Below are 13,354 nucleotides of genomic sequence, written 5' to 3' on the forward strand. Positions count from 1 at the left end.
AAGGAGGCGTTGTCTTTGCATCGCGATGTTCGGAAGTCCAGGACGCATCCGCAGGCCAGAACACGCTGCCCCGGCGGCGATGCTTCACAGGTAGAGCATCTGCACGCTATCGCCCGACAGCGCATTGCGGAATGCCGCCAGCGCCTCGTCCGACGGCGTCACCTGCCACTGCTCGCCAAGCACCGCCTCGCATTGTGCACCGTCCATGGAGTAGCTGATGCGCACGCGCACTCCAGGCGTCACAGTCGCCAGATGCGGCGTGAGCAGTTCCCGCAGGCGTTCGGTCGATGCATTGCCGTTGAACACCAGGCAGACCGCATCGGCATGCTTGGCGCGGGCACCCGCGAGATCCATGACCGACTCGGCCGTCACGCGCACGCCGCCGGTGAACATGTCGTGGCGTGCGCTGCCTTGGACGATCAGCACTTCGTCTTCCTTGAACAGTGCGCGATTGGCTTCGAAGACTTCATTGAAGACCGTCACCTCGGTGGCCTCGCTGGCAGAGCCATCGTCGAGCATGACGATCAGCATCTTGCCGCGCTGCGTCATCTGGGTGCGCTGGCCGACGATCACGCCGGCCACGGTTTTGTTGCGCGCATCGCGGTTACCGTAGCCGCCGCCATTGCCCTTGTCGGTCACCTCACGGGCGAGGTCCGCCAGCGTCGTGCGCGCAAAGCGGCGCACTTCGTCGCGGCACTCATCAAACAGGTGACCGGAAAGATAGAAGCCCAGCGCCTGCTTTTCTTCCTGCAGCTTGCGCTTGGTCGACCAGGCCGGCTCGTCGACGAGTTCGGGGCGATGCTGCTCGGCATCGTCGCCGCTCATCAGATCGAACAGCGACACCTGGTTGGCGGCCGCTGCCTTCTGCTCGGCGGCTTCCATGGCCAGGCCGATCGAAGCGAGCAGCTGCGCGCGGTTGTTGTTGAGGCCGTCGAAAGCGCCAGCGCGCACCAGCGCTTCGATCGTGCGGCGATTGACCTGGCGACGGTCGACGCGTTCGCAGAAGTCGAACAGATCCTTGAATGGGCCGTCTTCGCGTGCCCGCAGGATGTCTTCGATCGCGCCCTGGCCGCTGCCCTTCACACCGCCCAGGCCGTAGCGGATGGTCTTGGCGTCAGTGGGCGCAAAGCGGTACTGGCTTGCGTTGATATCCGGCGGCAGCACGGTGAGCCCGTTCTTGCCTCGGGCGTCGTCGTAGAGAATCTTCACCTTGTCGGTGTCGTCCATGGCGAGCGACATGTTGGCTGCCATGAATTCGGCCGGGTGATGCGCCTTGAGCCACGCCGTGTAATACGCCAGCAGCGCATAGGCGGCCGCGTGCGACTTGTTGAAGCCGTAGCCCGCGAACTTCTCCATCAAGTCGAAGATTTCATCGGCCTTTTCGGTGGACAGCCCGTCCTTGCCCGCACCCGCGCGGAACAGCGCGCGGTGCTCGGCCATTTCTTCGGCCTTCTTTTTACCCATCGCACGGCGCAGCAAATCGGCGCCGCCGAGCGAGTAGCCGCCCACGATCTGCGCCATCTGCATCACCTGCTCCTGGTAGACCATGATGCCGTAGGTCTCCTTGAGCACCGGCTCGACGCGCGGGTCGGGGTACTCGACCTTCTCGCGGCCGTGCTTACGCGCGCAGAAGCTCGGAATCAGGTCCATCGGGCCTGGGCGATACAACGCTACCAGGGCGATGATGTCCTCAAAGCGGTCAGGTTTGGCGTCCTTCAGCATGCCCTGCATGCCGCGGCTTTCCAGCTGGAACACGGCCACCGTGTTGGCCGTCTTCAGGATGTCGAACGCCTTCTTGTCCGTCAGCGGAATGTGGCTGCAGTTCCAATCCGCCTTGGACGGATCGAGCATGCGGATGTAGCGCTCGGCCCAGTCGAGGATGGTGAGCGTGGTCAGGCCCAAGAAGTCGAACTTGACCAGGCCGACGGCTTCCACGTCATCTTTGTCGTACTGGCTGACGACGCCCGCATCTTCGCCGCCCTGCGTATAAAGCGGACAGAAGTCGGTCAGCTTTCCCGGGGCGATCAGCACACCGCCCGCGTGCATGCCGACGTTACGCGTCATGCCTTCCACGCGCTGTGCGAGTTCCAGGAGCTGCTTGACCTCTTCTTCGTTGGCTTCGCGCTCGGCCAGCAGCGGCTCTTCCTTCTTGGCCTCTTCCAGCGTGACGAGCTTGCCCGGCTTGAACGGGATCAGCTTGGCCACGCCGTCAACGAAGTTGTAGCCAAGATCGAGCACGCGACCGACGTCACGCACGGCAGCCTTGGCGGCCATGGTGCCGAAGGTGGCGATCTGCGAGACGGCGTCCTTGCCGTACTTTTCCTTGACGTACTGGATGACGCGATCGCGGCCGTGCTGGCAGAAGTCGATGTCGAAGTCAGGCATCGACACACGTTCCGGGTTCAGGAAGCGCTCAAACAGCAGGTTGTATTTGAGCGGGTCCAGATCGGTAATACCCAGCGCATACGCCACAAGCGAACCGGCACCCGAACCCCGACCCGGCCCCACCGGCACGCCATTGTTCTTGGCCCAGTTGATGAAGTCCGCAACGATCAGAAAGTAGCCCGGGAAGCCCATCTTGATGATGGTGCCAGTCTCGAACTCCAGGCGAGCGTAATACTCGGGCCGCTTGGCCTCGCGCACCGCCTCATCGGGGAACAGCATTTCCATGCGCTTTTCCAGCCCTTCCTTGGCCAGATGGACGAGGTAGTCGTCCAGCGACATGCCATCCGGCGTCGGGAACTGCGGCAGCTTGGGCTTGCCCAGCTCCAGCGTCAGGTTGCAGCGCTGCGCGATCTGCACCGCGTTGGCCAGCGCAGACGGGACGTCGGCGAACAGCGCGCACATCTCGTCCTGCGTCTTGAAATACTGATCCGTCGTGAAACGCTTGGTGCGGCGCGGGTTGGCAAGCAGGTCGCCTTCCGCAATACAGACGCGCGCCTCGTGCGCGGTAAAGTCGTCCGGCGTCATGAACTGCACCGGATGCGTGGCAACCACCGGCAGATGCATCGCCGAGGCCAGCTTCACGGCCTGTTGGATGTACGCCTCGGTGCCGGCGTGACCGGCGCGCTGCAACTCGATATAGAACGCGTTCGGAAACACACCCGACCAGTGCGTCGCTAGCTTGCGTGCCAGCGCCTCGTTGCCATTGGCGAGCGCCATGCCGATATCGCCGCTCATCGCGCCGGACAACGCCAGCAGGCCAGAAGCCAGCGGCGCGTCCTCCACGCCGGGCTCGTCGAACCACTCGGGGGCAATCTCGGCACGGCCGCGATGCTGGTTCGATAGCCATGCACGCGCCAGCAATTGGCAGAGGTTCAGATAACCCTGCTTGTTGCGCACCAGCAGCAGCAGACGGCTGGGCTTGTCGCGCTCGTCGTGATTGGTGACCCACACGTCGGCGCCGACGATGGGCTTGACACCCTTGCCGCGCGCTTCCTTGTAGAAGCGCACCAGCCCGAAGGCGTTGGCGAGGTCAGTGAGCGCCAGCGCGCCCATGCCGTCTTTGGCGGCGGCCTTAACGGCATCGTCCAGACGGACGTTGCCATCGACGACGGAGTATTCGGAATGGAGACGGAGGTGGACGAAGCGCGGCGAATTCATCCGCGTATTGTACCGGGTGGCACCTTCGGCCAAGCATTCGGCACATGCCCGATTGATGTACAGCAAACCCGCGCGGCGGCTTGGGCGGCTATAATTTCGGCTTACGAATCAACGGGTTATCCACGCGCCCCAAAAACGGCGCGGCAGCACATGCAGATCGTTAATATTTCCGCTTACAAATTCGTCACCCTCAATGACCGCGAAACCCTGCGTCCCGCCCTGCTGGCCGAATGCCAGGCGCGCGACCTGAAGGGCACCGTGCTGCTGGCACCCGAGGGCATCAACATCTTCCTGGCCGGCTCGCGCGAGGCAATCGACGGCATTGTCGACTGGCTGCGCGCCGATGCGCGCTTTGCTGACTTGGCCCCGAAGGAAAGCCTGTCGGACCACCAGCCGTTCCGCCGCCTGCTGGTGCGCATGAAGAAAGAAATCATTACCATGCGCCACCCGCTGATCCGCCCGGAAGACGGCCGTGCGCCGTCGGTTGCGCCGCCCGATCTCAAGCGCTGGCTCGATCAGGGCCACGACGACGAGGGCCGCCCCGTGGTGATGCTCGACACGCGCAATGACTACGAAGTCGCCGTCGGCACATTCAAGAACGTCGTCGAATACAACCTCAAGAAGTTCACCGAGTTCCCGCCCGCAATTGCCGCGCACAAGGACGACTTTGCCGGCAAGACGGTCGTGTCGTTCTGCACCGGCGGCATCCGCTGCGAGAAGGCGGCGATCCACATGCAGGAAATCGGCGTCGAGCGCGTCTATCAGCTCGAAGGTGGCATCCTCAAATATTTCGAGGAAGTGGGTGGCGCCCATTACGACGGCGATTGCTTCGTGTTCGACCACCGCACAGCGCTGAATGCCGACCTGCTGCCGGCCGGCCCCAAGCAATGCTTCGCCTGCCGCGCCGTGGTGACGCCGGAAGAACAGCAATCCGTCGACTACGTCCCCGGTCAGCGCTGCCCGCACTGTGCGGATCAGCAGGCGCGCGCCGCCGCATGAAGCGTCTTGCTATCGCCCTCCTCGCCACAATGCTGGGGCTTGTGGCGCTGGGCGGGTGCTCGGCCAACTGCGCGGGCGGCTCCAATCGTGGCATGTTCTGCGGAACGGGCACGCGGTTCTGACGCTGCCCAGCCAAGAAAAAGAAACGCCGGACACGCCGGCGTTTTTCTTTGAACGGCTTGCTCGCTTACTGGCGGCCGCGCACAAACTGCTTGGTCACCCCGACGATGCGCTCGCCGAATAGTTTGGCGGTTTCCAGATCACCGGGCAGCGGCCCCTCTTCCGGGCTCGAATCCGACGGCGCCTGCGACAGCGCGCCACCGAAGCCGCCCATGTAGTTGATGTCGTTGCGCGTGGCAGCCTTGCTGTTGGCCGGCATCATGCCCGTACCCACCCAGATCATCCCGTGCTGCTGCGACAGCGTCCACAGGTACTGAATCGACGCGTACTTGTCGCCATTGATGGACGCGGAGTTGGTAAAGCCCGCAGCCACCTTGTCTTTCCACGCACCGGTGAACCATGCCTTGGACGAGGCATCGGCAAACTTCTTGAAGTCGCCCGACACGCCGCCCATGTAGGTCGGTGCGCCGAAGACGATGGCATCGACGCCGGCCAGCAGCGCCCAGGTGTCGTCATTGACGTCGGCCACCGAAATCAGGTGCGCCTCGGCGCCAGCGTTCTGCACGCCCGCGAACACCGCCTCGGCCTGCTTCTTGGTGTGGCCATAACCGCTGTGATAAACGACTGCAACTCGTGCCATGGGAATCCTCTTGGGGTTGGAACAACTGGACAACAGAAAAGAAACGGCGCACCTAGCGTGCGCCGAGAACATTACGGCAAATCGAACACCAGCACTTCGCTGTCTTCGCCGCGCGAGAGCGTGACGGCCTGCTCCTGCGTCAGCTTGGCCGCATCGCCGCCGGAGAGCGTCTTGCCGTTGACGTCGACCTTGCCGCGCACGACATGCACATAGGCACGGCGGCCATCGGCAATCGGCAACGTGGCGGTTTCCGCGCCGTCAAAACGACCGGCGTAAAGCGCCATATCCTGATGCACCTTGACCGAGTCGTTGCGGCCATCGGCACTGGCAATCAGTGCCAGATTGCCGCGCTTGGCCTGCGCGTCAAAGTGGCGCTCCTCATAGCCGGGCGTGAGGTTCAATTGCGCGGGCAGCACCCAGATTTGCAGAAAGTGCGTGGTCTGGTCCTGCGCGTGGTTGAACTCGGAGTGACGCACACCGGTCCCAGCGGTCATACGTTGCACGTCACCGGGGCGCAACACGCTGCCGTTGCCCATGCTGTCCTTGTGCGCGAGCTCGCCATCAAGCACGTAGCTGATGATCTCCATGTCGCGGTGACCATGCGTGCCGAAGCCCATGCCGGGCGCGACACGGTCTTCGTTGATGACGCGCAACGGCCCGAACTGAATGTGCTCCGGGTCCATGTAATCGGCAAACGAGAAGCTGTGATACGACTTCAGCCAGCCGTGGTCTGCATAGCCGCGCTCCTGGGAGGGTCGAATTTCAATCATTTTGATGAATCTCCTATCCAAATGACTGCGTTGATGTGTGAATGGTACGCAGATTGCCTATAGTTAAGCCGCACGGCTTTGATTTATCCAGTCAAAAATTCTGAATAATGGCTCTTTCCCTGGAATCCCTGGAAGTGTTGGACGCGATTGAACGCAAGGGCAGCTTTGCAGCCGCCGCGCACGAGTTGGGCAAGGTGCCTTCCGCGCTCACCTATGTGGTGCGCAAGCTGGAAGACGACCTGGATGTGCTGCTGTTTGACCGCCGCCGCCACCGTGCGGAGCTGACCCCCGCCGGCCGCGAGTTGCTCGACGAAGGCCGCCACCTGCTGCAGGCCGCCGACGATCTCGCCCGCCGGGTCAAGCGCCTGGCCACCGGCTGGGAAGCCACGCTGACCATCGTGGTGGACGACCTCGTGCACTTTCGTGCACTCATGCCCGTCATCCAGGATTTCTATGCCGAGAACTCCGCCACTCGCCTGCGCTTCAGCCGGGAGGTGCTGGCCGGCACGTGGGACGCCCTGCTTTCGGGCCGCGCCGATCTGCTGCTTGGGCCGTCACAGGTGATGCAAGTGCAGGGCATCCAGACGCGCACGCTGGGCGAGATTCCCTTTGTGTTCGCGGTGGCTGCTCACCACCCCCTCGCACAGATGGAGGAGCCGTTGCCGGCCAACGCCATCACGCGCCACCGCATCGTCGCCGTTGGCGATACGTCACGCAACCTGCCGGCGCGCACGATCGGCATCATGGCCGGACAGGACACGCTGGTCGTGCCGACCATGGCCGACAAGGTGCAGGCGCAGATCCGCGGCCTGGGCTGCGGCTGGCTGCCGGTGCCACTGGCGCAGCCGTACCTCGATTCCGGCGTGCTGATTGCCAAGGAGACCACCGAAGACCGTCGTGCGGGCACGTTCCAGGTGGCTTGGCGCAACAACATGCGCGGCAAGGCGCTGCAATGGTGGGTCGAGAAGCTCGAGGACCCGCGCCTGGCCCAGGCCCTGCTGATGCAGTAGCTGTGACGATGGCGCTGATGGCGGGAGAAATCGCGCAAAATAACGGCATCGGTTCATCTGCCGCGCCTGGAGCTTTGCGTTGTCCCAAGCCAATCTCGATTTTTCCGACACATCCGCCACTGGGGCGCGCGGCCCTTACCGCGGCCGCTTCGCGCCCTCGCCCACCGGGCCGCTGCACATCGGTTCGCTGGTCACCGCGCTGGCGAGCTGGCTCGATGCGCGCGTGCACGGCGGCACCTGGCTCGTGCGTATCGAAGACATCGACTTCCAGCGTAACGTGCCCGGTGCCGACCGCGACATCCTGGCCTCGCTGGAGGCTCTTGGGCTGACTCCCGACGAAACGCCGCAGTGGCAAAGCGCGCATCTACAGCGTTTCGAGGCAGCGCTTGCGCAACTGCAGGCCATCGACAAACTTTACCCATGCGGCTGCACACGCCGCGAGATCGCCGATTCCGTCACCACCATCGACGCCAACGGCCACCTGCGCCACCAAACCCTCATCTACCCCGGCACCTGCCGCGACGGCCTGCATGGCCGCCAGCCGCGCGCCTGGCGCGTGCGCGTGCCCGACGCCGACGCCGACGCCGCCACCATCTGCTTCAACGACCGCTGGCAAGGCACGCAATGCCAGAATCTGGCCAAAGCCGTGGGTGACTTCGTGCTCAAGCGCGCCGACGGCATGTGGGCGTATCAGATTGCGGTGGTGGTGGACGACGCCGCGCAGGGCATCACGGACGTGGTGCGCGGGGCCGACCTGCTCGACTCGACGCCACGCCAGATCTATCTGCAGCAGTTGCTGGGGCTACCCGCGCTGCGTTACCTGCACGTGCCGGTGGTGGTCAATGCCGACGGCGAAAAGCTCAGCAAGCAGACCGGCGCACGCGCCATCAGCCGCAGCGAGCCGCTGGCAGCACTGACCGAAGCGGCGCGACATCTGGGGCTGGAGATTCGGGCAGACGATGTGGAGGAGTTCTACCGGGACGCCGTCCCGGCCTGGGCCAATCGCCTTGCACGATTGGCCCCGGCGGCGTGATCGCCGCCGCTTTCAGCGCTGCGTCTTAACGCTTGCGCGGCACGCCGCCGAGCAGCGCCGCAATCGGCCGTTTGGCGCTACGCGGATGGCCGGCCGGCTGTGCCGGCTTGGCGGCTTCTGCGCTTTCGGCCGGCACGCTCGATTCGTACGGGCGGTTGAAGAACGGATCATCCGACGGGCGGAAGGCCGGGCGCACCACCGTATGGTCGAGCACGCGAGCGCCATTGCGCTCGTCACGTTCGCGGGCGCGGCGCACCTCGGCGCGGGCACGCTTCTCGTCGCGCTCGCGGCGTTCGCGGTCACGGGCCTGTTCACCAGTCGGGTCAAAGCCTTCCAATTGCTCGCGCGGCAGGTTGCGCTTGATCAGCTTCTCGATATCGGCCAGCAGGCGCTCATCGCCCGGCGCAAACAGCGATAACGCATCGCCCGAGGCGCCGGCACGACCCGTGCGGCCGATACGGTGCACGTAATCCTCAGCGTTGAACGGCAGATCGAAGTTGATCACGCACGGCATCTGCGAGATGTCGAGGCCGCGCGCTGCCACGTCGGTGGCAACCAGCACGTCGACGGTGCCCTGCTTGAAGGCTTCGAGCGTCTGCATACGCTCGGTCTGCGTCTTGTCGCCGTGAATGGCGTTAGCGTTAACGCCTTCACGTTCCAGCGCACGCGCCAGGCGCGAGCAGCCGATCTTGCTGTTGGAGAACACGATGCACTGGCGCGGCAGGCCTTGGTCTGCGCGCTGGCGCAGCAGGTGCACGAGCGCAGCCTGCTTGTGGTTGTCCGGCACGGTGTAGATGACCTGGCGGACATTCTCGGCGGTGGCGTTGCTGCGCGCGACTTCGATCGTCTGCGGGTGGCGCAGGTAGCTGGCGGCCAGCTTCTTGATCTCGGGCGAGAACGTGGCCGAGAACAGCAACGTCTGACGATGCGCCGGCAGCAGGTTGATGATGCGCTGCAGGTCGGGCAGGAAACCCATGTCGAGCATGCGGTCGGCTTCGTCCAGCACCAGCATGCGCACCTGCGAGAGGTTCACGCTGCGCTGCTGCACGTGGTCCAGCAGACGGCCCGGCGTGGCGACGAGGATCTCCACGCCGCGGCGCAACTGTTCGGTCTGCGGGTTCATGTCGACACCGCCGAAGACGACCGCGCTGCGCAGCGCCGTGTACTTCGCGTACTTGGCGACGTTGTCGTACACCTGGTCGGCCAGTTCGCGCGTGGGCGTGAGGATCAGCGCCCGTACCGGGTGGCGCGCCGGCGACGCGCTGGTGTTGGCGTCGGGCAGCAGGTTCTGGATGATCGGCAGCGAGAAGCCGGCGGTCTTGCCGGTGCCGGTCTGCGCGGCGCCCATGACGTCGCGGCCGGCGGTGACCACCGGAATCGCGGCGGCCTGGATGGGTGTGGGCTTGGTGTAACCGCTTTCGGTCAGCGCGCGGAGGACGTCCGGATGCAGGCCGAAGCTGTCGAATGTCACCGATTCATTGGCCGGCGCTTCAGACGCTTCAGACATCGTTGCAGTATTCATAGGGGGAGATGCGGCATGCCGGTTGGCATGGCGGCGCGCCAGACCCAAGCGGAAAACCCCGCGTGCGGCTCGCGCAAAGCGTTAAAAATCAAAAGTTTATCACGTGAGGATGGGCGCGGGCCGGATAACCGGCACAGGCAAGCCAGCGCCAACGCCACATCCGACTTGATACGGATCAAGAGGCCCACTCCGGCACTGGGCGACCATCGCGGCATTCCAACCTGCGCCCCACTGCCCCATGGTCACCACACTTTATGAAACGCTCGAGCACGTCTGCCTGATGTTTTCCGACCTGGTCGATGATGATGACGACCTGCCGGTGCAGACCAATCAGTTCCTCATCGTTGACCACGGCCACGGCGCGCTGATCGACCCGGGCGGCCAGATGACGTACAACGCGCTCTTCCTGGCGATGAACAAGTACTTTCCGCCCAAGCAACTGGACTACGTGCTGGCCTCGCATGCGGACCCGGATATCGTCGCCTCGGCCGGGCGCTGGCTTACGAGTTCGAGCTGCGACATCCTCATCTCGCGCGTGTGGGAGCGCTTCCTGCCGCATTTTTGCAACGTCGGCAAGACCGACGGCCGCATCGTGCCGATCCCTGATATGGGCACGGCAATCCCGCTGGGGCAATCGCATGTGCTGGCGGTGCCGGCGCACTTCCTGCACTCGGAAGGCAACTTCCAGTTCTACGACCCAGTATCGCGCATCCTGTTTTCGGGAGACCTGGGGGCGTCGATGGTGCACGCCAACGTGGCCGCCAAGCCCGTGGAAGATTTCGACGCGCACTTGCCACTGATGGCACCCTTCCACCGCCGCTACATGAGCGGCAACCGCGTGTGCCGCCTGTGGGCCCAGATGGTGCGCGGGCTCGATATCGAATGGATCGTGCCGCAGCACGGCCAGGCCTTCCGTGGGCCGGCCATGGTCAAGCGCTTTATCGACTGGGTGGAAACGCTAGACTGCGGCATCGACCTGATGACGCCGGAAGTCTTCCGCCTGCCCGCACTGCCGAAAACGCCGGCAGGCGCGCATCTCAAGACGCGGGTGTAACGATCGGGCTGGGGGCTGCCGGCAGGATGATCTTCATCATGGCGCGCGACAACTCGTGCGCCAGCACACCGGAGTCGATGCGTGATGGGTCATGCCACGTGTACATGAAGCCCATCACGCCGCCCATCGCATGCGCCGCGACGCGCGCATCGCCAAACTCAAATACGCCGGCACGCTTGCCCTCGTCCAACAGCGCATACAGATCGCGGTAGTACGCACGCGACATGCCGTGCAGCCACTCCACCGTTTCGGGCCGCAGGTATTGCCGGTCGCGGTACGTGAGTGCCGCAGCGTGGTGGCAGACGATGCAGCGGCGCGCCATCTCCAGAAGGCAGGCCTGCAGCCGCTCACGCACGGGCAGCGCCGGGTCGGATGTCTCGCGAATGGCCGACAGGCAGATCTGCGCGGCCTCGCGGCACAGGATGTCGAAAATCTCGTACTTGTCGGTGAAGTAGTAGTACACCGCCGGCTTGGTCACGCCCAGCGCACTGCACAGATCGCTCATCGTCATGCCGGCGTAGCCCTTGGTGAAAAAGAGTTGCGCAGCGGTGTCGAGAATCTGCCGGCGACGGGCCTCCTGACGCTCGGCGATATGCGGGCGCGCGACCGGCGTGGTCGTGCCGGGGGCTTCAGGAGCCTCGGTTTCAGCAGGTGATTGCACGTCGGAAACGGTGGTTTTGCGGACGGTGGACATGGCGGACATTTTCGCACGCCGCCTGCGAACGCGCCGTGGCGTGCGCGCATCGTGGCGTGCCTATCGCTCTGGGATGCTTGACGCATCAAGGAAGGCTTTCTATATTTCTACTCGTTGGTATAAAAATTTACCAATCAGTATAGACAGTGCGGCATCTGCTTGCGCACGCACTGCACAACCCAACGGAGACAAGCTTTGCTGATGGACGAGTCCGAGTACCTCGGCCGCGTTCGCGCGCTCTGGACGCGCGCGTGGCCGGCCGATACCCCGCGCGAACCCCAATATCCGATCGGGCGCGCGCCCCTCACCGAATACCTGCGTCACTGGGCGCGCACCACGCCGGACAGGCCGGCGATCCACTTCTACGGCCACGACACGACCTTCGCCCAGCTCGACGACCTGAGCGACCGCTTCGCCGCCCTGCTCGCACAGCACGGTATTGGCGCGGGCGACCGGGTGGCGGTGTTCCTGTCGAACTGCCCGCAGTTCAATGCGGTGTTCTTCGGCATTCTGAAGCTCGGCGCTGTCTACGTGCCGATCAGCCCGCTGTCGCAACGCGCCGAGCTGATGCATGCGCTGACGGACGCCACGCCGCGCGCCATCGTCGCACTGGACCGCCTGATGCCCCTGGTGCGCGACGTGCGCGCAGAGACGTCGCTTGAGCACGTCTTTGTCACGCACTATGCGGACGTCATGCCCGCGCAGCCAACGCTGCCGCTCCCGGCGATACTCACCGAGCCACCACTCGCCTGTGACGATGCGATCGACCTGATGCCGGCCCTGACAGAGACCGTGCCGATTCCACTTCCGCCCGCCTCCCTCGATGCAATGGCTGCGCTCAATTACACGGGCGGCACAACGGGCCTGCCCAAGGGCTGCATTCACACCCAAGGCGACATGGTGGACATGGCGGCCGCATTCTCCGCCGTATCGCTGCGCACCGATGCGGGCACGGTCATGCTCAGCTTCTATCCGCAGTTCTGGATTGCAGGCGAAAACACCGGGCTGATTCTCCCCGCCTTCCTCGGTGTGCCGCTGGTGCTGCTTGCGCGCTGGGACGCCGAGGCGTTCATGGCAGGCGTGCAGCGCTATCGCGTGACCAACGGTTCAATGCTGGTCGACAGCGCGGCCGAGGTGATGGCGCACCCGCGCGTGCAGGAATACAACCTGCGCTCGCTGCGTCATATCGGCGTGTCGTCGTTCGTGAAGAAGCTCAATCCGGAATACCGCCGCGCCTGGCGCGCGCTCACCGGCTCAATGATGGCCGAGAGCGCCTGGGGCATGACGGAAACGCAAACCTGCAACAGCTTCACGGTCGGCATGCAGGACGACGATTTCGACCTGCGTTCACAGCCGATCTTCGTGGGCCTGCCGGTGCCGGGCACCGACTTCAAGATTTGCGATTTCGACACGCACGAGCTGCTGCCGATCGGCGCCGAGGGCGAGCTGTGCGTACGCGCGCCTACGCTGCTCAAGGGGTACTGGAACAAGCCCGAGGCCAATGCACAGACGCTGCGCAATGGCTGGTTTCACACCGGCGACATCGGTTGTATCGACGAGCACGGCTACATCCACTACCTCGGCCGCCGCAAGGAGATGCTCAAGGTCAACGGCATGAGCGTGTTCCCGGCCGAAATCGAGGCCATGCTGGGCAAGCACCCCGCCGTGCTGGGTTCCGCCGTGGTCGGCCGCAGCGACGAACAGCGCGGCCAGCTCCCCGTTGCCTTCGTGATGCTGCGCCCGGAGGCCGTTGGCACGTTGGATGACGCGACGCTCACCGGCTGGTGCCGGGAGAACATGGCCGTCTACAAAGTCCCCGTCGTGCGCATTGTCGATGCGCTTCCGCTCACGGCCACGGGCAAGGTACGCAAGCAGGATCTCGCCCCGCTGGCCGAACGGATTTAACGCT

At 64.4% G+C, this 13,354-nt stretch carries 10 protein-coding genes; 5 read left to right on the plus strand and 5 right to left on the minus strand.

All coding sequences use genetic code 11. From position 1 onward, the window contains the following. Positions 1–84: 84 nt before the first annotated feature. Positions 85–3,603 (minus strand): DNA polymerase III subunit alpha, encoded by a 3,519-nt coding sequence (gene dnaE / locus B4F51_RS05245; protein ID WP_296224037.1) that lies wholly within the window; start codon positions 3,601–3,603, stop codon positions 85–87. Positions 3,604–3,753: 150 nt separating this feature from the next. On the opposite strand from dnaE, the gene B4F51_RS05250 reads away from it, so the two are divergent. Then, positions 3,754–4,602 carry a sulfurtransferase gene (locus B4F51_RS05250; RefSeq protein WP_296224038.1) on the plus strand — a complete coding sequence of 283 codons (849 nt, stop codon included), beginning with the start codon at positions 3,754–3,756 and terminating at the stop codon, positions 4,600–4,602. 187 nt (positions 4,603–4,789) lie between these two features. Here the strand turns inward: B4F51_RS05250 and B4F51_RS05255 are convergent, their stop codons facing one another. Further along, positions 4,790–5,362: a flavodoxin family protein gene (locus tag B4F51_RS05255; protein ID WP_296224039.1), complete on the minus strand. Its 573-nt coding sequence runs from the start codon at positions 5,360–5,362 to the stop codon at positions 4,790–4,792. Positions 5,363–5,433: 71 nt separating this feature from the next. Beyond that, complete coding sequence (locus tag B4F51_RS05260; protein ID WP_296224040.1) at positions 5,434–6,132, minus strand: pirin family protein; 699 nt, start codon at positions 6,130–6,132, stop codon at positions 5,434–5,436. A gap of 107 nt (positions 6,133–6,239) precedes the next feature. Between B4F51_RS05260 and B4F51_RS05265 the strand changes: the two genes are divergently transcribed. Further along, positions 6,240–7,142 carry a LysR substrate-binding domain-containing protein gene (locus B4F51_RS05265; protein ID WP_296224041.1) on the plus strand — a complete coding sequence of 301 codons (903 nt, stop codon included), beginning with the start codon at positions 6,240–6,242 and terminating at the stop codon, positions 7,140–7,142. Between the two features lie 79 nt (positions 7,143–7,221). After that, on the plus strand, positions 7,222–8,175 hold the full coding sequence (gene gluQRS, locus B4F51_RS05270; RefSeq protein WP_296224042.1) for a tRNA glutamyl-Q(34) synthetase GluQRS: 954 nt from the start codon (positions 7,222–7,224) through the stop codon (positions 8,173–8,175). 25 nt (positions 8,176–8,200) lie between these two features. Here gluQRS and B4F51_RS05275 read toward each other — a convergent pair whose 3' ends face one another. Further along, positions 8,201–9,682, minus strand: coding sequence for a DEAD/DEAH box helicase (locus B4F51_RS05275; protein ID WP_414706681.1), 1,482 nt, complete (start codon positions 9,680–9,682; stop codon positions 8,201–8,203). A gap of 253 nt (positions 9,683–9,935) precedes the next feature. On the opposite strand from B4F51_RS05275, the gene B4F51_RS05280 reads away from it, so the two are divergent. After that, positions 9,936–10,751: an MBL fold metallo-hydrolase gene (locus B4F51_RS05280; RefSeq protein ID WP_296224044.1), complete on the plus strand. Its 816-nt coding sequence runs from the start codon at positions 9,936–9,938 to the stop codon at positions 10,749–10,751. Here B4F51_RS05280 and B4F51_RS05285 read toward each other — a convergent pair. After that, complete coding sequence (locus B4F51_RS05285) at positions 10,735–11,445, minus strand: TetR/AcrR family transcriptional regulator (protein ID WP_296224045.1); 711 nt, start codon at positions 11,443–11,445, stop codon at positions 10,735–10,737. The two genes, B4F51_RS05280 and B4F51_RS05285, sit on opposite strands and share 17 nt — an antisense overlap. A gap of 201 nt (positions 11,446–11,646) precedes the next feature. On the opposite strand from B4F51_RS05285, the gene B4F51_RS05290 reads away from it, so the two are divergent. After that, entirely contained in the window at positions 11,647–13,350 is a 1,704-nt protein-coding gene (locus B4F51_RS05290; protein WP_296224046.1) for an AMP-binding protein, read from the plus strand. Positions 13,351–13,354: the final 4 nt, after the last annotated feature.

This window comes from Ralstonia sp. UBA689, from assembly GCF_002298975.1.
GTDB lineage: Bacteria > Pseudomonadota > Gammaproteobacteria > Burkholderiales > Burkholderiaceae > Ralstonia.